At 47.2% G+C, this 19,921-nt stretch carries 17 protein-coding genes (1 of these 17 cut by a window edge); 9 read left to right on the plus strand and 8 right to left on the minus strand.

Annotated elements, in window-relative coordinates:
- Window positions 1–49 precede the first annotated feature (49 nt).
- Window positions 50–1,240, plus strand: coding sequence for an aromatic amino acid transaminase (locus U1F02_RS12615; protein ID WP_409990758.1), 1,191 nt, complete (start codon window positions 50–52; stop codon window positions 1,238–1,240).
- A 60-nt stretch (window positions 1,241–1,300) separates the two neighbouring features.
- Here the strand turns inward: U1F02_RS12615 and U1F02_RS12620 are convergent, their stop codons facing one another.
- The gene (locus U1F02_RS12620) at window positions 1,301–1,927 is read right to left on the minus strand and encodes a mechanosensitive ion channel family protein (protein ID WP_409990759.1); all 627 of its coding nucleotides are present in this window, start codon (window positions 1,925–1,927) and stop codon (window positions 1,301–1,303) included.
- A gap of 151 nt (window positions 1,928–2,078) precedes the next feature.
- Between U1F02_RS12620 and U1F02_RS12625 the strand changes: the two genes are divergently transcribed.
- From U1F02_RS12625 to U1F02_RS12635, 3 genes are all read left to right on the plus strand, one after another.
- Window positions 2,079–2,795: a glycerophosphodiester phosphodiesterase gene (locus U1F02_RS12625; RefSeq protein WP_409990760.1), complete on the plus strand. Its 717-nt coding sequence runs from the start codon at window positions 2,079–2,081 to the stop codon at window positions 2,793–2,795.
- A gap of 312 nt (window positions 2,796–3,107) precedes the next feature.
- Window positions 3,108–5,981, plus strand: a complete 2,874-nt coding sequence (locus U1F02_RS12630; protein WP_409990761.1) for a TonB-dependent receptor plug domain-containing protein — start codon at window positions 3,108–3,110, stop codon at window positions 5,979–5,981.
- 191 nt (window positions 5,982–6,172) lie between these two features.
- Window positions 6,173–7,252: a response regulator transcription factor gene (locus U1F02_RS12635; protein WP_409990762.1), complete on the plus strand. Its 1,080-nt coding sequence runs from the start codon at window positions 6,173–6,175 to the stop codon at window positions 7,250–7,252.
- A gap of 424 nt (window positions 7,253–7,676) precedes the next feature.
- On the opposite strand, the gene U1F02_RS12640 is transcribed toward U1F02_RS12635, so the two are convergent.
- The 5 genes from U1F02_RS12640 to U1F02_RS12660 form a co-directional block, all read right to left on the minus strand.
- Window positions 7,677–9,212, minus strand: coding sequence for a carbohydrate-binding protein (locus U1F02_RS12640; protein ID WP_409990763.1), 1,536 nt, complete (start codon window positions 9,210–9,212; stop codon window positions 7,677–7,679).
- A gap of 304 nt (window positions 9,213–9,516) precedes the next feature.
- Window positions 9,517–10,800, minus strand: a complete 1,284-nt coding sequence (hemL, locus tag U1F02_RS12645; RefSeq protein ID WP_409990764.1) for a glutamate-1-semialdehyde 2,1-aminomutase — start codon at window positions 10,798–10,800, stop codon at window positions 9,517–9,519.
- A gap of 37 nt (window positions 10,801–10,837) precedes the next feature.
- On the minus strand, window positions 10,838–11,458 hold the full coding sequence (thiE, locus tag U1F02_RS12650; RefSeq protein WP_409990765.1) for a thiamine phosphate synthase: 621 nt from the start codon (window positions 11,456–11,458) through the stop codon (window positions 10,838–10,840).
- Between the two features lie 17 nt (window positions 11,459–11,475).
- The gene (gene hemJ, locus U1F02_RS12655; protein WP_409990766.1) at window positions 11,476–11,904 is read right to left on the minus strand and encodes a protoporphyrinogen oxidase HemJ; all 429 of its coding nucleotides are present in this window, start codon (window positions 11,902–11,904) and stop codon (window positions 11,476–11,478) included.
- Entirely contained in the window at window positions 11,901–13,655 is a 1,755-nt protein-coding gene (locus tag U1F02_RS12660; RefSeq protein ID WP_409990767.1) for a chloride channel protein, read from the minus strand. Before U1F02_RS12660 ends, hemJ begins: the two co-directional genes overlap by 4 nt.
- Before the next feature lie 148 nt (window positions 13,656–13,803).
- Between U1F02_RS12660 and argC the strand changes: the two genes are divergently transcribed.
- From argC to erpA, 4 genes are all read left to right on the plus strand, one after another.
- The gene (gene argC / locus U1F02_RS12665; protein WP_409990768.1) at window positions 13,804–14,850 is read left to right on the plus strand and encodes an N-acetyl-gamma-glutamyl-phosphate reductase; all 1,047 of its coding nucleotides are present in this window, start codon (window positions 13,804–13,806) and stop codon (window positions 14,848–14,850) included.
- Window positions 14,851–14,952: 102 nt separating this feature from the next.
- Entirely contained in the window at window positions 14,953–15,702 is a 750-nt protein-coding gene (locus U1F02_RS12670) for a DUF6776 family protein (RefSeq protein ID WP_409990769.1), read from the plus strand.
- Window positions 15,703–15,714: 12 nt separating this feature from the next.
- On the plus strand, window positions 15,715–16,137 hold the full coding sequence (locus U1F02_RS12675; RefSeq protein WP_409990770.1) for a polymer-forming cytoskeletal protein: 423 nt from the start codon (window positions 15,715–15,717) through the stop codon (window positions 16,135–16,137).
- A gap of 58 nt (window positions 16,138–16,195) precedes the next feature.
- Window positions 16,196–16,549 (plus strand): iron-sulfur cluster insertion protein ErpA, encoded by a 354-nt coding sequence (gene erpA / locus U1F02_RS12680; protein ID WP_409990771.1) that lies wholly within the window; start codon window positions 16,196–16,198, stop codon window positions 16,547–16,549.
- A 43-nt stretch (window positions 16,550–16,592) separates the two neighbouring features.
- Here the strand turns inward: erpA and U1F02_RS12685 are convergent, their stop codons facing one another.
- Together U1F02_RS12685 and U1F02_RS12690 are read right to left on the minus strand one after the other, a co-directional pair.
- A complete protein-coding gene (locus tag U1F02_RS12685) occupies window positions 16,593–17,702 on the minus strand; it encodes an anhydro-N-acetylmuramic acid kinase (protein WP_409990772.1) in 1,110 nt (369 codons plus the stop codon).
- A complete protein-coding gene (locus U1F02_RS12690) occupies window positions 17,702–19,177 on the minus strand; it encodes a peptidoglycan DD-metalloendopeptidase family protein (RefSeq protein WP_409990773.1) in 1,476 nt (491 codons plus the stop codon). Before U1F02_RS12690 ends, U1F02_RS12685 begins: the two co-directional genes overlap by 1 nt.
- 197 nt (window positions 19,178–19,374) lie before the next feature.
- Here U1F02_RS12690 and tyrS point away from each other — a divergent pair, with 197 nt between their 5' ends.
- Window positions 19,375–19,921, plus strand: partial view of a tyrosine--tRNA ligase gene (gene tyrS, locus U1F02_RS12695; RefSeq protein ID WP_409990774.1) — the beginning only. The gene runs 764 nt beyond the window's last position; 547 of the gene's 1,311 nt are visible here — the first part of the coding sequence; it begins with the start codon at window positions 19,375–19,377; its stop codon lies beyond the right edge, outside the window.

The following is a 19,921-nucleotide window of genomic DNA, read 5'->3' on the forward strand; positions in this document are numbered from 1 at the left end:
ATCCGCGCTTTAGCTTAACTAATATTCTGGATATTTTTTGGAACCTCCTATGTTTGAAACTCTGCCTTTACTACCCAACGACCCCATTCTCGGTTTAAGTATCGCCTACGCAAAAGACACCAATCCATCCAAAGTGGATTTGGGCGTAGGTGTTTACAAAAATGACGCGGGTGTAACCCCAATCATGGCTGCTGTGGCAGAGGCAGAAAAAATTCGCTTTAAGCAAGAAACCACGAAAGCCTATACCCCACCGGCGGGTTACCCTGGTGCAAACGAAGCCGCTACCAAGCTGGTGTTCGGCGAGGGCCACGCAGCGGTAGAGGCCAATCGTGTTCGTACAGTGCAGACTCCTGGTGGTTGCGGAGCCTTGCGTGTTGCAGCGGAATTAATTCAACGCGCGAAACCCGGCGCAACCTTATGGGTAAGCATCCCCACCTGGGCGAACCATATTCCTCTGCTCGGTAGCGCGGGTTTGAAGTTGCGCGAATATCCTTACTACGATTACGCATCTCACAGCATTAATTTCACGGCGATGATGGACGCGCTTAAGCAAGTTCCGCGCGGTGATTTAATTTTATTGCATGCCTGCTGTCACAACCCTAGCGGCGCAGACCTAACGCGCGAGCAATGGAACCAAGTTGCGGATTTGTGCGAAACCAATGGTTTGATTCCTTTTGTCGATATGGCTTACCAAGGTTTCGGCGAGGGGTTGGAAGAGGATACCTATGGTTTGCGTATGCTTTCTGCGCGCTTGCCAGAGGTGGTTGTCGCAACTTCATTTTCCAAAAACTTTGGTTTGTATCGCGAGCGTACAGCGGCACTGAGTTTTGTGTTTGCCGATGAGGAGCAAGCTAATGCGGGTTTGAGCAATTTGTTAAGCGTGGCACGCTCAATTTATTCAATGCCGCCTGCGCACGGTTCCGCGTTGGTGGATATTATTTTGCACAGCAATGAACTGACTAAAATATGGAGCGATGAATTAACGACTATGCGTGAGCGCATTGCCGGTTTGCGCGTAGATTTGGTACAAGCTTTAAACCAACTGCAATCGCAGCGCGACTTTAGTTTTATCGCCAAAGAGCGCGGCATGTTTTCGTTTTTAGGTTTGAGTGTTGAGCAGGTTCATAAGCTTAGAAATGATTACAGCATCTACATGACCGACACGAGCCGTATTAGTGTTGCGGGTTTAACCAAAGAAAAAATGGATTATGTGAGTAAGGCTATAGCCTCGGTTTTATAATCTTGATGATATAAAAAAGGCGAGCAATTAGCTCGCCTTTTTTCTTTAATGCCTATCGTTTTAATCGCGAACTGTTTTTAAACCTTTAAAATATTCTGCGGCCGGTTTTTCTGCAGCGGCACTATCTTCAATCGTTTTTTCTACAGTTTTTGCTTCCGGTTGTTCAATTTTAATAACGGCTTTTTGCAATACCATGGAGTTTGGATAAGTAATTAGATTTCCATCATCGCGGCGTAAAATAACATGGAACATGCTGATTTCTTCAATCACGCCACACATGTCTTCATCTTTATCGGCGATTTTTATTCTGTCACCGATACGGTAAGGAAAACCAAAAAAGATAATCATGCTGGCGGTAACGTTGCTAAGAATCGACCACTGTGCAAATAAACCAACGCCAACAACTGCAAATATTGAAGACAGAAATACTGAGACCTCGCTATAACCGAGCCCCAGCAGTAAACACATTACAACGATGCAGCAAAACACCATTCCTATATTCATCAGCTTGGTAATGTACGGCACACGTTCGTCACCCAGCGCTTTACGAACGCTAACATCATGCGCGATTTTGTTGAGCAACTTAGTGGCTAAATAAAACACCATGATGCATACGCACACGAGTAATAATTTTGTTGTGAGGCTTTCGCTCATGATTTTTTCGTCGATGGAAGTTATGGATAGCACGGAAAAACTCTACCTACAGAAGATCATTTGAACATGAATTGCCGAACCAGAAGCTGACTGCCATACTCATGTGAGCTATGTTGCTATCAAAAGGTTCAATGCAAAGCGAACCTGCATTATAAAACTCTTATCTGAATATGTTGTGAATTTTATGCCCAAACTTACGTGCATCGCCCATCGCGGTGGTCCTTTAATGAATAATGCTCCGCTGCCTGAAAATAGTTTGGCGGCGATTTCGCGTGCGCTTGATGCGGGTGTGGATGCCGTTGAAATTGATATCTACCAAATTGAAGGTGAGTTGCTCGTCACACATGACCGTCGCTTAGGGCGAGTTGTGTCTGGGCAGGGGATTATCACGGAACAGTCGCTGGCCTATTTACGTCAACAAACGCTGGCGAATGGCGAACCTATTCCCACGCTAAACGATGTACTCGCGCTGGTGAAAGACCGCGCCATGCTGAATATCGAAATTAAAGGTCTTGGTTGTGTTCCTGCGTTGAAGCGCCAGCTCGATGCTTTTGTGCAGGAATATCAATTGACTTACGAACATTACATTGTGTCCAGCTTTGATCACCAACAGTTGTACGAATCGCTGAATGTTCTGCCTCAAGTTAAGCGCGCTGCGCTAATCGAAGGTATTCCTCTGGATTACGCACAGTGTTGTAACCCCCTAAAAGCCTATGCGTTTAACACCCATTTAAGCTTCATTACGCCGGAATTACTGGCAGACGCGGCTCGGCGCGGATTAAAAAATTGGGTTTATACCGTCAACCATGAGGAAGATTGGCGCTGGTTGGCCAGTTTGGGCGTGGATGGGGTATTCACTGACGTTCCGGATCGCTTACAGAACTTTACGTTAAGCGCCTGATTTATAAGAGTTTTAATTATAATCATACAAAAAGCCTTCAGAAGTGCTTGGTCTGGAGGTTTTTTTTTGTTATCGTTTTGGTAGCGCAACCATTTAGGTTGGCAGCCTTGTGTAGAATTTGTGTTGTAACGTCTAGGGGGATCGAGACATCAACCTTATGCTTCGCAATGAAAACGGTTGTATATATAGTTTTAATGACTATTAGTGGGTTCAGTAGCACCTGAAAACTGGCTCATTTTTTTTGAGTATCACATGGTAGCGCAAACACTCCGGTTCGCGCGCACTAACAATAAAAACCTTGGAGATTACGAGATGAACTCTGAAAAGCAATTCAAACGCAAATTACTGCCCGCTTGTATGGCGCTGGCAACACTGACCGTGTTCAGTGTTCAAGCCTATGCAGCGGAAGAAGAAGCCGTAACTGAAGTAACCGTAACCGGTTCACGTATCGTTTCGAGCAGCTTCACTCAACCAACCCCAACAACCTCAATGACTGTTGAAGATATTCAAAAGTCAGCTCAACCCAACGTATTTACCGCTATTGCGCAATTGCCATCTTTGCAAGGTAGCGCTAGTACTCAGGCGATGACCTACAGTACCAGTAGTGGTTTGCAAGGCTTGAGCTCGTTCGGTCTACGCGGTTTGGGGACTATCCGCACCTTGACGCTATTGGACGGTCAACGTGTTGTTGGTGCTAACGTAACTGGCGTTACTGACGTAAGCCAATTCCCACAATTGCTGATTAAGAGCGTAGATGTGGTAACCGGTGGTGCTTCTGCATCCTACGGTTCAGACGCCGTTGGTGGTGTGGTGAACTTCATTACTGATAAGCGTTTTGAAGGCGTGAAAGGTAATATCCAAGCCGGTCAGTCAACCTACGCAGATAACGAAGGTGTTCTCGGTCAAATCGCATGGGGTGGTAACTTCATGGATGACAGATTGCATATTCAATTGAGCGGTGAACACGGTAAAGAAGATGGTATTCCGCCAGGTGATTTTGGTTTGGAAGGCCCGGGTGGCCGTGATTGGTACACCGGTGCTGAATTCGCAAGCCGTCAGCTGAGCGAAACGACAGACGGTAAGCCACAACGTTATTTAATCGACCGCGCGCAAAACAACCAATACGCCAAGTACGGTTTGATTACTGGGGGCCCATTGAAAGGTATCGCCTTCGGTGAAAACGGCGAACCATACCAATTCCAATACGGTAAAAACTGTATTGCGAACCTCTGTGAAGGCGGCGATTTGAGCGGCTTGAACAGCGGTGGCAAGAGCTTGGCTTCTGCCATTGAGCGTACCGTTGGGTATGCACGTATCGGTTTCGATTTGGACGAAAACAACGAAATCTACGCCACCATCAATAAAGCACGCGTTGCGTCAGTCAACTACCCAATCTTGGGTGCGGCTAAGAACGCTAACCTGACCATGAAGTGTGATAACCCTTACTTGCCAGCTTCAATCAAAGCAGCTTGTGCAGCGAATAACATTACCCAATTCCAATACGGTACTGTGAATGCGCAAATTGAGCCACGTCAAAACGTTCATCCAGTGCGTGAGCAAGAGCGTTTCGTAGTGGGTGCTGACGGTAAGTTCAATGCCTTCGGTACTGAGTGGAGCTATGACACTTACTATCAATACGGTAGAAACGTAACTGATCTTAAAGTCCACGACATTATGCTCAACAACCGCTACAACGCGGCGATTGACGCAATCCAAGGTCCTAACGGTACCATCGTTTGCCGCAACCCAGCCGCCCAAGCGAGCGGTTGTGTTCCTATGAACATCTTTGGCAACGTGGCGCCATCTGCGGCTTCCTACGCATATGTATTCCCAGAGAATGGCCCACATCAGCATTCTCCACAAATGCAAAACGTAGCTAGCTTTAACATTTCGGGTGAGCCTTTCTCCTCATGGGCAGGTCCAATCGCCGTTGCAGCAGGTTTAGAATACCGTAAAGAAGAGTACATAGTAACTGGCGATCCATACGGCAACGGTAACCGTCCAGAAAGCCCGAACAACGCGCAATACCCAGCTGACCCAGTATTGACCAACCCAATTGGTAACCACTGGTTCGCCGGTAACTATCACTGGGCTAAAGGTGAGTTTGATGTAAAAGAAGCCTACCTTGAGGCCAACTTGCCAGTTATCGATTCAGATACCATGGGCGAAGCCAACATTAACATGGCGATTCGTGGTACGGATTACAGCACTGCAGGTAACGTAGATACATGGAAGTTAGGTGCGACTTGGAAAACGCCTGTTAGCGGCCTGCGTTTCCGCGCGGTAACCTCTAAAGACGTTCGTGCGCCAAACTTGAGTGAGCTGTTTGCTGCTGAGGTTGTAATTAACAACACCGTTAACTACAAAGGCACCAACATCACCGTTCAACAGCGTACTGTGGGTAACCCAGATTTGCGTGTTGAAGACGCTCGTAACCAAGAGTTCGGTATAGTGTTGGCGCAACCTGATTGGGCACCAGGCTTGAACCTGTCGATTGACTACTTTGATATTAAAGTAGACGACGTGATTGGTACCATTGGTGCTCAGCAAGAAGTTGACCTTTGTGTGGACGCTGGCAACCAGGATATGTGTAAAGCCATGTTGCTTACCAGCACAGTGCCAAACACTAACTACGTTCGCTTGCAGCCATTTAACTTGGCGTCATGGCATACCAAAGGTTATGACATCGAAGCGTCATACCGCATGACTATCGGTGATGGCACTTTAACCTTGCGCGCCTTGGGAACTCACAACATCAGCTTCATGGTTGATTCTGGTCTGCCAAATACCATTCCTACTGATAGTGCTGGCGTGAACATCGGCAGTACCCCTGACTGGAAAGTCATGGCTGTTCAAAGCTGGGATACAGATAAGTGGGGCGTTAGCTTGACTGAACACTGGGTAAGTGACGGTGTTTACAGCAACGAAGTCATCGAGTGTCAAACCAACTGCCCGGTGGCGACAGTTACTCATCCAACTGCTAACGTAAACCATATGGACGGGACTTTGCGTTTCGATTTGGGTGCTAACTACAAGTTTACTGACAACTTGACTGGTTACGCTAAGATCGACAACCTGTTGAACAAAGATCCGGCTGTGTCACCAGGTACTGGTACTGTTGCTAACCCAATGATTTATGACTTGATTGGCCGTATGTACCGTGTAGGTCTGCGCTTCCAGTTCTAAATCACATTACCCAGCTTGAATCTTGAGTATCAAGGTTCTCTGGTAGCTGAAAATCGTCACCCCACTGGGTGGCGATTTTTTTTGTCCAAAAAATAATGTTGCGATCTTTGCTAAGAAAACCCTGCAAATTTCTAGCGGGCTTTAGAGCTGCTATCTACACTTACCCTGATGAGGTGAACGGAGTGACAAGCATGGTAGAGTCTCAAAAAATATTGATAGTGGATGATGACAAAACCTGGCAGGCATTTTTGTCTGCACATTTACAAGATAAGTACAGTGTTCTCGCGGCTTACGATGGCGATATAGGGTTAAAGCTTGCGCGCGAATGGCTGCCGGATTTGATTTTTCTGGACATAGAAATGCCTGTGAAAGGCGGTTACGGCGTGTGTGCAGAGCTTAAGGCTGACGCTGCTTTGCGTGATATTCCCGTTATATTTTTATCCGGTAAGTCAGATTTGCAGGAAAAAATTACCGGGTTTCGTTTGGGGGCAGATGATTACCTGATTAAACCTTGTGAGGCGGAAATACTGCGAGCCAAAGCTGCTCGCAGCATAAAGCTGTACCACGAGAAAAAGGCGTTGGACGAAAAAGCAGCTGGTGCTCAAGTTCTTGCCGTTGAAGCTATGAATAGCAGTGCGGATCTGGGTCGCTCAGTGCGTTTTGCCGAGCGCACATACGCCATGGATAGTTTTGACAAATTAGCGGAAGGTCTATTCCAGACTATGGAGGAGTTCGGTCTAGATACCTCGGTCATGTTTTTAACCGATTCGGGGCCGCAATTTTACTCTCACAATGGTTACGATTTGTCCCCTCTTGAGAAAGATATGTTTCAGGCTATTCATGCCGAGGGTCGCTTCTGTGATTTCGGTAGCCGAACATTTTGTAATTTTAATCGTGCATCGCTCTTGGTAAAAAATATGCCGGAGGCAGATCCAGAGCGTTATGGTCGAATTAAGGATACGGTTCCGTGGATTTTGGGTACGGTAGACGGGAAGGTGGGGGCGCTTAATACGCAGCTTGCATTGGTGGCGCAACATCAAAAGGTTTCAGAAACCTTGGGTATTTTGAATACCGATCTCAATAAAGCCCTGCAGACATTGTCCCGCCCGGTTAATGCAGAAGCGATGGCGCATTTGGAGTCATCGCTGGCTTTGCTTGAGTATCTGGGGCGCGGCCAAGAGGATGTGCAGCGCGTGCTGGCGGGAGCTGATCAAATGGGGCAGGCAGAATCAGGTGATCAGATATATTCAAAAGACGTGGATTTTTTCTAGCTAATTACCGTTGGTCGCAATATTTATGATTTGTATGAAAAAAGCGCTATTTAGCAATTGGCAGTAGTGCTTTTTTTTGTTAGTCTTATTGTTAGCGCAATCATTGTGGTCGTACGATGATGTGGCTAGTGTTTTGTATGCTTCCTCCCTGTAATTGGCTATTCTTGGGTCTAATTACGCATCGAGCAAAGGATGGCGCGGTGTTTAACGAGTCTGGGACAGGGTGTTCGTAATGACTCGTATTTTTTTAAAGTTAATGATTGCGCAAGCAAATGACCTTTTTGCCAAGCTTATAACAAGAGCTGCAATGAATGTGTCGATTGAGCAAAGAATTCGTGTGTGAGAATCATTGATTCTCAACATCTAAGAGATCCCTAACGGGGTTGCACGTTTGGCGGGCTGAAAAGCCCGCTTTTTTTATGACTCAGTGTGGGCGAATATCTACAAAATTGCTGTAAATCCCGTTTTTATCAAAGGCTGCTATCTGAAAGATGTAATCCCCTTCTAACCAGTTGAACATATGCTGGGTTGTCCAGGCATCGTTTATGGTGATGTAAGAAAAACTAGCAGCGCCAGATAATTTATAACGAATTTCGTATCCACCCAGTTCGGTTACATCCAGAAAAGTGCCGTTCTCGCGCTGATTGGGTGCAAGCCAACTTAGCCCAACTGGACCTTTGACTGTGTACGCCAGATAGGGAGTGCTGGATGCGACGGAGCTCGATAAGCTGGAGGTCGGGGCTGATGACGCGGATGAAACTGTGGCGGAACTGCTCTTTGAAGATGAAGAAAGTGAGCTAGCCTTGCTAGAGGAAGATGCTGACATGGTTGGTTCCAGTTTGAACCAATTAATATTGAAACCGCCAACAATAATCTTGATAAGAAAGTTGTGCTTACCGGCGCTAAGGGTCACTGTGCGCTCAAGGTTAATCCAGAATTGCCAGCCACTGGTTTTGGGGACTGAAACCGTATCGATTAAGGATTGGTCAGACGATTCGTTTAACGTAAAACTCCCGCCTCCATTTAAGCTCGCTACTCTATAAGTAATTTTGTAGGTGCCCGCGGTTGGGATGATGACATCTGTATTGTTGTAAGCCATCCAATCCGTGGCTCCTAGATACCCTATATTAGTTCCGCCACCAGTGTCAGTTGTTGGCTCGGCAACCACACCGCTCATCCCCGAATAGCTTTCAGCTTGAATGGTTAGAGGCATGGGAGTGGGCAACCAATCGACTCTGAACCAGTTGATATTAAAACCGCCGGCTTTTGCGAAGAGCTTAAATGAATGATTGCCTTGGCTTAGATAAACCGTGCGTACGACATCGACCCATGTGTGCCATCCGTTAGTTTTAGGCACGCTAAAACTATCGATTGTTGCTTCGGTACCTGCTTCCCTTAAATCCAGAATTCCCCCACCGTTCTGGCTTGCAACCCTGAAGGTTATTTTGTAGTTGCCTGCGCTCGGAATATAAATGCCCTTATTGGTGTAGGACATCCAATCATTAGTATCTATATAGCCCACATATTTTTCCGTACCGGCATCAGTCGTACTACCAATTTGTACTCCATTCATTGTGGCGTACTCTTCTGCCTGAATAGTTGTGGGTGTGAAGCTTTTTGTACTGCTCACCGAAGATGACGACGAAGAAGAAATTGTTTGCGCGGTAGCACTGGCAGGAGCAAACGCCATAAACGGCGCGCATAACGCCATCGCGATAGATACGTGACGTAAACGTTGCTGCCAATTGAGTCCGCGTTTTAATTCGAGTTGGTCAATAAAGCCAAACTCAACCAAGATTTCACCAATCATAACAGTCATCGGTGCCTTGGTGCCGGTAACATTGAGCAACCGGTTTCGTTTGGTTTGTTCGTGTGTAGCGATGGCCAATTGCTCCGGTGTGATAAGTCCTTTACTAACCAGGATCTCGCCAAGGCGGGTTGCATCTTTCTTCTTAAACATGGTATCCCCCACGTCGTGATTGGAAACTTGCCAACTAAAAATTTGCCGCAAAAAAATGGCGACACACTAACAGTGTAAAAGATATTCATAAGATTTTATTTAACGAGCTGTATGAACGTAGCAATATTTTGAAATGGAAAAAATTCCGCTTATACGTATTTTGTTATAGCGCTTTTTTAAACATTTTTAGGCGTGTATATCGTTATGATATTTTTGCATTTAAATGTTATTGGAAAGACCGCATAAGCAGTTTGGCTGTTTACGCGGCTTTGGGACTGGAAGGGTTTAATTAAGTTCAGAAAATTTATTTAATTTCTTGAAACACTTCTCGCGCAGCAATTAATGTGTCTTTTAGATCTTCATCTGTATGCGCGCCGGACATAAATCCTGCTTCATAAGATGCTGGTGCCAGATAAATTCCACGTTTTAACATGCCGTGAAAAAATTTATTAAAGCGTGGAATATCGCACGCCATAACTTGCTTGAAGTTAGTTACTTTTTTTTCTGTTGTGAAAAAGAAACCGAACATGCTGCCAACGTGATTGGTGGTAAAAGGGATGCCAGCTTCATCTGCAAGTTCTTGTAAGCCTTTAACCAACTTAGTGGTTTTCGCTGAAAGATTTTCGTAAAACCCGGGCTGCTCTAAAAGCTCAAGTGTTTTTAAACCAGCAGCCATTGCAACAGGATTTCCCGATAAAGTCCCTGCTTGATAGACAGGACCTGATGGCGCGATCATTTGCATAATATCGCGTCTACCACCGAAAGCACCGACGGGCATTCCGCCACCGATCACTTTACCGAGCGTGGTTAAATCTGCTTTAACATTGTAATAACCTTGCGCGCCTTTATGGCTCACGCGGAAACCAGTCATAACTTCGTCCAAAATTAAAACTGCACCAGATTGATCGCAAACCTCGCGCAAGGTTTCCAAAAATCCTTCTACAGGTGGAACGCAATTCATATTGCCCACAACGGGTTCAACAATAATGCACGCCACTGTGTCGCCGTGCTCCGCAAAATAATCGCGGACTTGCTGGATGTTGTTGTAATCAAGTGTGACTGTGTGGTCTGCCAAGACGGCGGGGACGCCAGGTGAACTTGGAACGCCCATCGTCAGTGCCCCCGATCCGGCTTTAATTAACAGCGAATCAGAATGGCCGTGATAGCAACCTTCAAATTTAATGATTTTGTCGCGTTTAGTAAAAGCGCGCGCTAAACGAATTGCGCTCATGGTCGCTTCGGTGCCAGAACTTACAAAGCGCACCATATCCATGCCGGGCATAAGTGCACAAAGTTTATCGGCGAGCGTTGTTTCGCGTTCAGTTGGCGCACCAAAACTTAAACCGAATTTTGCGGTTTCAATAACCGTGTTAATTACTTCTGGGTGAGCGTGACCCAACACCATTGGACCCCAGGATTGAACGTAATCAATATAACGTTTGCCATCTGCATCCCACGCATAAGCACCTTGCGCGCGCTCAAAAAAGATCGGCGTGCCACCTACGGCGCGAAAAGCGCGAACAGGTGAATTGACTCCGCCAGGAATATGAATTTGTGCTTGTGCAAATAATTCTTCGGAACGGCTCATGGATAATTCCTTAAAACAATGTGAGTTTTCTCAGCGCCTATCGCGCTAACGAGAGTTGGTTAAATTGTTTAGCTTGCTCGGCAATATCATGTGCTGAAAATAAGCTATGGCAAACGGCGACTAAATCAGCACCAGCGGTTAAAACATCTTGTGCGTTGTCGAGTGTGATACCGCCTATAGCCGCCGCAAGTGTGTTGGGAAATTGCGCTTTTGCTTGTGTAAGTAAATCTAGCGGAGCGGGGCGTGCATCTGGTTTTGTGTTGGATGAAAAAAAACGTCCAAAGGCGATATAGGTTGCGCCATCGTCAAGCGCCTTTTGCGCAAGCGCGAGCGAGTCATGACAAGTAACACCAATGATTGCTTTATCACCCAAGCGTTCGCGTGCCGCTTTAACATCGCCATCGCCTTGGCCTAGATGCACACCCTGTGCGTGTACTTGGTGCGCAAGTTCTACATCGTCATTAATAATTAAATTTGCTTGATAAAGGGCGCATAGATCACGTAATTTTTTTGCGTCATTCAGTCGTTTTAATGTGTCGCCAGATTTATCGCGGTATTGTACAAACTGGCAGCCACCTTTTAATGCGGCCTCAACGCCAGCAAAAAGTTTTTCACCGGGCATAAGATGTGAATCAGTAATGGCGTAGAGACAATTCATAAATGCAAGAGTAAAAATTAAAACGGTCTTACCACAACCATGATGACAATCCCAATTAATAAGAACACGGGCAGCTCATTAAAGATGCGAAAAAAAGTATGGCTCTTTTGGCATTTGTCGTCGCGCAATTGCTTGAAGTAACCGACACATGCGTGGTGATAAATTGTCACTAATCCAACCAAAACCAACTTGCACCAGTACCAAGTGGCGTGTGAGTAATAATCCCAATTTAAGTAGCTCATCCAACTGCCCAAAATGAAAACGGCAATCATGGCGGGGTTTGCAATTCCGCGCAGTAATTTGCGTTCCATAATTTTGAAACGCTCGCGGCTAGGAGTGTCTTCACTCATGGTGTGATAAACAAATAGGCGCGGCAAATAAAACAGCGCGGCAAACCAGGAGACGACGGCAACAATATGGAAAGCTTTTAGCCAGAGGAATGTCATAAGATTTTTTGTGGGCTGTAAATGTGATTAATGGCCTCGCGCGTGATCACGCCCAAGCCGGGGGCTTGCAGGGTTTTCACAATGGCGACGTCCACGTTTGCTTGGTTCATGGTCAGCAAGGCTTGGTACAAATTGGAGTGATCTGCCAATTCTACGTACGGCTTCGCGGGCAGGCTTAACAGGTTGAGCAGTGTATCAGCCGGCGCTTGCTTGTCACTTAGTAAATGCCCAAGGTTATTGGAATCCACGAGCAATTTCTGTTCAGTCAGAACAATCCATCGGAGGTTGTCGGACAAGAGTGTCCGTGCCTGAGAAAAACTGATTTGCGTTGCCGCTTCAACAACCTCTTTGTCGATCGCCTTGCGAATTCCCACGCGACTCAAAAGCCGTTCGTGATCGCTAAGGCTCGATTTTTTGCCGTGTATAGCGAGTAGGGTTTGATAAAGACCATCGCATTTAAATACCCAGCGTGTGGCGAGACATGCCACCAGAATGACCAACATGCTGGGGAATATGATATTGGGATTATAGGTGAGCTCCAAAATTGCCATCATGGCGGCCAGTGGAGCATTGAGCGCTGCGCCCATCATAGCGCCCATGCCTAGAAGCACATAAAAACTGACGGGGCTGGCTGAGTTCGGCATAAGGTGGTTGGCGATCACACCTAAAGCTCCACCCGCGCAGGCGCCCATAAACAGCAAAGGCCCGATAACGCCGCCCGGTAAGCCAACGCCAAGACTTACGGATGTCACTAAAAGCTTGGCCAGCAGAATGACCAGCAACAGCCAGAGTCCCATGTTGCCTGCGAGAGCGCTGTTGATGGTGTCATAACCCACACCCATGATTTGCGGTGCGAAAAGCGAAACTATGCCCGCCAGTAAACCCGCTACAGCAAAGCGTAAGGCGATAGGTTGGTTTAACGAAGCCCTACAAGTCATCGCCTGCAAGCGGATAAATGCAGCGGCGAATCCTGCGATTATCAGTCCCGATACAGTGATCAACGGCAGTTCCAGCAAGCTCTTGAGCGCAACAGGCGGAGCGTGGAATACCGTTGAAAATCCAAACACCCACTGGTTGATAAAAGTCCCAGCTACGGCAGCGAGGATGACGGGAATGAAACCAGTGATGCTGTATTCCATTACGACCACTTCCATCGCAAAAATAACGCCCGCTAGTGGTGTGTTAAAACAGGCGGCGATAGCGGCGGCAACGCCGCATCCGACTAAGGAACTCAAGGCATTACTCGGTAGATTTAACCATTGCCCCAGTAAGCTGCCGCTACCGGCACCCAAGTGAACGGCTGGGCCTTCACGACCTACGGATTGCCCGGTAATCAAGCACCAAGCACCACCCAAAAACTGGTTAATAAAGTTACCCAGCGGCATGCGCGCCTGATGATTGTGGATGCGGTCGATAACATGGCCGACGCTGGCGGCGTAATGTTCTTTATTTACACGCTGCAGGACTAACCCGAATACTGCTGCACCCAAAAAGGGTAGCCAGAAATGCCAGCTATTGCTTAAACCCTCAAAATTTTCAGTATTTTCAGGAAGTATGAAGTGCAGGGGGATTTCAACCATGAGGCGGAAAATAACAATCACTGTTCCCGCGATAACACCTGTGAGTAACCCCAAAATGGTTAGCAAAGGTAGCGCATCCATGCCCGAGAGCCGATCCCGCCAGCGTTCGCTTGCCGTATGCCAGCGGCTTTGTAGCGATTTAGGCTCAAGAGGCGGGGTCATTTGGGTCATATTTTTACTTTCGGTTTATCGGCAAGGCTCTTATCATAGTGGGCTGTTCAGGGCTGCACCATAGCCCAAAGCTTCGCCATGAAGCAAATGGCGAAACCATTTGGTTAGCGCAGTAAATTAGCTACGCAGTAAATTTAAGGGGTTGCACGTGATTAAGGTAGGTATTGTTGGCGGTACAGGTTACACCGGAGTCGAATTGCTACGGTTGTTGGTCAATCATCCACAGGTTGAGGTGAGCGTAATTACTTCACGCGCCGAAGCGGGTGTAAAAGTGGCTGATATGTACCCAAGCTTGCGCGGTCACATCGATTTAGCCTTTACCGAGCCGGACGTTGCTGTGCTTGGTGAGTTGGACGTGGTGTTCTTCGCCACTCCGCACGGTGTAGCGCAAAACATGATGCCTGCGCTCATGGCTACTAACACCCGCATTATCGATTTGTCCGCTGACTTTAGAATCCGCGATGTTCCCCTCTGGGAGAAATGGTACAACCAGCCTCACGGCGCGCCTGAGTTGGTATCCCAAGCTGTTTACGGTTTACCTGAAGTAAATCGTGAAGCCATTAAAACCGCTAAGTTGATTGCTTGCCCAGGCTGCTATCCAACCGCGACCCAATTGGGTTTCTTGCCATTGTTGGAGAACAATCTGGTTGATCCAACCCGTCTTATTGCCAACGCAGCGAGCGGTGCAAGCGGTGCTGGTCGCCAAGGCAAAATCGATAATTTGCTCACCGAAATTATGGATAGCTTTAAAGCTTACGGCGTATCAGGCCATCGTCATTTACCAGAAATTGAGCAGGGTTTACGTGACATTCAACCCGCTGGCGCTGCGCCTGTGGGCTTAACTTTTGTTCCGCATTTGCTGCCGATGATTAGGGGTATCCACGCTACGCTTTATGCAACGGCGTTGGATGTAAACAAGCTACCTGATCTTCAGGCCTTGTATGAGGCACGGTATGCCAATGAACCTTTTGTAGATGTTTTGCCTGCTGGCGTATTACCCCAAACGCGTACCGTGAAAGGCTCGAATATGTGCAGGATTTCGGTATTGCGTCCGCAAAATCGCGATACGGTAGTGGTATTGTCCGTCATCGACAACTTGACCAAGGGCGCGTCAGGCCAAGCTATTCAAAACATGAACATTATGTTCGGCTTTGAAGAAACCGCCGGTCTGAATGTGGTGGCGCTCTTGCCATAAGTTTGTTCGTCTAGATCATCAAAAAGGGACCACTTGGTCCCTTCTTGCTTTAGAGCTTTCGTACTTTAAACACTTTCGTTCCACTTAATAAGGCAGATAAACGTGGCGGTTAAAGGTAGCAAAGTTAAACCCATGCGCATTATCCCCCATAGCCCGCTGGCTAGCGCGGTGCGGTGGTTGGTGTTGCTTGTGCTATTTGTCGCCTGCGTTGGTGGTGCCTATTACACGGGTGTTTGGTTTACGAAAGAACGCTATGAGTCGCTGGAGGCAGCAGCGGGAGCCAAGCAAGATCAAGCAACCGCCGAACTCTCCCGGCAGGTCGCACAGTTACGCACTGGTGCAGAGGTGGATCGCCAAACCATGGAAGATTTACGTCAGCTCGTCATGACCCAAAAAGCTCAAATTAGCGCTTCAGAGCGTGATTTACGAGTTTACAAAGACCTTTTATCCCCGAGTGTAAAAACCAATCCTCTGGGAATTAGCTTTGGCGTTTTTACTGTTTTGCCTTTGAAAGATAGTGGACATTTTAGTTACAGCCTGACGGTTCAAAAGCTGTCTACCAAAGAGGCGGATTTTTCAGGAACCTTGGAGTTTAGGATTATCGGCCAGCAAAACGGCAAAACCTTGCAGTTGTCTTTGTACCAAGTGTCCTCTCAGGTCACGGTGCCTAGTATTCCACTTAACTTTAAGTATTTTCAGACCTTGGAAGGCGATATGACGCTACCTTCCGGTTTTACACCGCAAAATGTTGAATTGGTAGTCAAAACGCTCGATAAAAAAGCTCCTCCGTTGGTCACAGCTGAACTGGACTGGCCGATGTCTGCTACCAAACCCAATAAATCCATTCCTTAAAAGAGAATTGCCATGCTGATCTCCAAAAAGAAAAAAGCCTTTGCTAGTCATCACTCCTTACTTTGCGCGGCAACTAAGGTGGTAGGTGATATTCATTTCAGCGGCGACTTTTATCTTGAAGGTACGCTTAAAGGCAATATTTATACGGAAGAGGGCAAGCCCGCCAAGCTTATTGTGACCGAAACGGGCGTTGTTGAAGGCGAAATCCATGCGTCCAATGCAATCATTAATGGTCACGTGCGCGGAACCATTTATTCGAGTAAGCACTTGGAGCTCGCGGCTAAAGCGGTGGTGGAAGGGGCGATTTATTATCAATCGATAGAAATGGTGAAGGGTGCACAGTTGATCGGCCAAATGCATTCCAACGTAAAGCAACAAGCTGCCATGAAGGATGTACAGGTAGAGTTCATTTCCTCAAACCCCGTTAATAGTTGACTAATTTACTCAGGTAAAGGGATAATTACTTGCGCAGTAACCGTCTTTGGAGTTGTTAATGGCCACCGCAGAAATCTTTGTCCCACAAGTTGTTTACGTTACAGATAGCGCTGTTGCCAAGGTAAAAAGCCTTGTAGAAGAAGAGGATAATCCGGATCTGAAGCTGCGTGTCTATGTAACGGGTGGCGGCTGCTCAGGCTTTCAATACGGTTTTACCTTTGATGAAGCCGTCGCAGAAGATGACTCTGTTGTGGAAAAAGATGGCGTTAAAGTCGTAGTAGACGCTATGAGCTATCCCTATTTGGTGGGTGCCAAAGTAGATTACGAAGAGGGGCTTCAAGGCTCAAAATTCGTGATTCAAAACCCTAATGCGTCTAGCACCTGCGGCTGCGGTTCGTCCTTCTCCATATAAATTCGGTTGCCTGATTTGTTTTAAGCTGTTCTTACAGTTCCAATCAAGCAAAATAAACCCCACCCAAAATAACTTCCCGCTCCGCTCCGGTAACTGCGCACAAGTTTCCGGCTCGGTGGTTCATCGTTTGTCGCGCAAGCCAAGCGAACGCCATGGCCTCAATCCACTCGGGGGCGATTCCAAGTGCTTGAGTGCTCTCGACCTTTGCTTGAGGCAAACGCTTCTCGAGTTCGCGCATCAGCGTGCGATTGTAAGCCCCGCCACCGCATACAAAAATGTCGCAAGGTTCATTGCTGAGTCGGCAAATTTCCTGCGCAATGGATTCTGCCGTTAAAGCCAGTAGCGTGGCTTGAATATCCTCTGTTGCCAAGTTTCTGGCTGCGGTATGAGCTTCAATCCAAGCCAGATTAAATAGTTCCCGACCGGTACTTTTGGGGGGCATCTGCGCAAAAAACGGGTTTTCGAGCAGTGCTTGAAGCAAATTTACATCAATCTTTCCAGAGGCCGCCCAATCGCCATTCGAGTCATAAGCTTTGCCCAAGGTTTTCAGAGTCCAAGCATCCATCAAAACGTTGCCGGGGCCTGTGTCAAACCCTTTTGTATGGCCAAACCTTGGCAACCACGTAATGTTCGCCATTCCGCCAATATTCACCACTACGCGATCTATAGTTTCGGACTGGAAAATAGCACGGTGAAATGCCGGTACTAGCGGCGCTCCATGGCCACCCGCCGCCATATCGCGGCGGCGAAAGTCAGCGACTGTGGTAATACCTGTGCGCTCGGCAATGACATTTGCATCACCAATTTGCAATGTAAATGGATGTGCGAAGGTACCGGGAGGGCGGTGACGGATAGTTTGACCGTGGCTTCCAATTGCCAGAATTAGCTGGGCTGGAATGCCCGTTTTTTGGATTAATTGATTGATGGAATCCGCGAAAATCTCGCCAAGCTGTATATCCAGCTCTCCCATTCGGTCAATTTCGTTTTCGCTGGGGGTGGATAAACCGTGAATTTGCTGACGCGTGGATCTGGGTAAGGGGAAGGCGTGTGTAGCGACTAGATTGATCGTGTTATTTGCGAAATCGACCAACGCTAAATCAACGGCGTCAGCGCTGGTGCCAGACATGAGACCAAGATAATACTCAGTGCTCATCAGTTAGATTTGGTTTGGCTCTCGCCTAAAGCCAGGCGGCTCTTGCTATCAGCTGTTTGCAGTTGCGCAACCAAGGTTTGGGTTGCAGCATTGAAGCGCTCTTTTTCGTTGGAAGCTACGCCCATGGATTGTGGCAGTTGAACAGTCACGGGGTTACGAACCTGCCCGTTTACATGGAACTCATAATGCAAATGAGGACCGCTGGCCAAACCAGTCATTCCCACATAACCGATAACTTGACCTTGGCTTACACGCGATCCGGTTGAAATGCCCTTGGCAAAGCCATTCATGTGACCGTAGCGTGTTTCATAACCTTGGCCATGTTGAATCACAATCAGGTTGCCGTAACCACCTTGGCGACCCGCGAAAATCACTTTTCCGTCACCCGTAGCGCGAATAGGGGTTCCCACAGAAGCAGCGTAATCAGTACCTTTGTGCGCACGAATGGTGTTTAAAACGGGGTGCAAACGCGCCAAGCTGAAGGAAGAACTGATGCGAGCAAAATCCACTGGTGTACGTAAGAAGGCTTTATTTAAGCCTTTGCCATCCGGCGAGTAATAACGGGTAATACCATCTTTATTGGTGTAGCGCACTGCGCGGTATGTTTTACCGGCGTTAGTAAATTCTGCCGTTAGAATCGCACCAGTACCAATTTTCTCGTTGTTGAGATATTGCTCTTCAAACAAAACTTTAAACTGGTCGCCTTTCTGAATATCCAATGCGAAGTCCACGTCATAACCAAAGATATTGGCGAGTTCCATGGTTAATGTATTAGGAAGGCCGGCCTGCTTGCCTGCAACGAACAGGGAGCTATTAATGGTTCCTTGACGGAAGCTGCGCTTCACTTCAGGTTTTAGGGAGATTTGTTGGCTGGTAAAACCGGTTTCGTTGCGGGTAAATTTCAGCGAATCTAGGTTATTTTTGTAGTATTTAAGTTCTTGCAGTTTGCCTTGTGCGTCCACGAGGAATTCAAATTTCTGTCCCGGGGCGATACTTCGTAAATCTTTAGCGCTTTTATTGCCATCAAACAACTCATAGATATCGCGGTCATTCAGCCCCATGCGTGCAAACACGCTGGATAGGTTATCGCCAGATTTAATCGTGAGCTCTTGTAACGCAGGTTTGCTAGATTTTGCTTCTTTCTTTGCTATTTCTTGATTAGCTTCTTGCGGTGCCAGAATGGTGTTGATGTCTGAAAAAGCCAAGCTGAAATCTGCTTGCTCTTCATCCTGTTTTTCATTCTTAGATGACAAGAGAATGCTGGTTTCAGGAATGGAATCAACTAAATGGGTATCAATAACAAGATCTTGCGCGGGATTATCAATTGCTTCAGAGGGAGCCGGTTGACTTGGATTCAACGCGAGCATGACTAACAAGCTAGCAACCAACGAACCTGCTGCAACCAAGTGGCCGCGCGGAATCTGTTCAAGCGTTGCGCTGAGCGCCTTTTTGGAACTTTTTATTATTGAATGCATATAGAAAGGCTAACCCGGCGTTATATGTTAGTTTCTGGGCTGATAGTTATAGCAGAAAAAATTTCTAAAGACATCTTTAAAATTCATTTTCTTGTAACTTGGTCGTGTTTCGGTCTTGTTTTTGGCGCGGGATAGGATATTGTGGCCAACTTTTTTTACCCGCTTAAATTCAGCTTTGAACACGGTTTTGGTGAAGTATGACGACGAAAATTGACACAAATTTCTTGCAGGAGTTGCAGGATCGCGGCCTTATCGCGCAAACAACGGGCGGCGATGCTTTGGCCGAACACCTTAACTCCGCAAGCTGTACTCTTTATTGTGGTTTCGATCCCACCGCCGACAGCCTTCATATAGGGAGCTTGGTTCCCTTGCTTATGCTCAAGCGCTTCCAGCTTGCAGGTCATAAACCTATCGCCTTGGTAGGCGGTGCGACCGGCTTAATCGGCGATCCTAGCTTTAAGGCGCAAGAGCGTAAGCTCAACACACCTGATGTAGTGGCGTCCTGGGTTGGTAAGTTGCGCGCTCAGGTGTCGCGTTTTATCGATTTCGAATGCGGGGCTAATTCCGCCGACGTTGTTAATAACCTAGATTGGGTTGGGAAAATGGATGTGCTCAGCTTCCTGCGCGATGTGGGTAAGCACTTCTCCGTTAACAACATGATCAACAAAGAATCGGTCAAGCAGCGGATTGAGCGCGAAGGTGAGGGCATCTCCTTTACCGAATTCACCTATATGTTGTTGCAGT

Origin of the sequence: Cellvibrio sp. (genome assembly GCF_046347455.1) — a bacterium.
Classification (GTDB): Bacteria; Pseudomonadota; Gammaproteobacteria; order Pseudomonadales; family Cellvibrionaceae; genus Cellvibrio.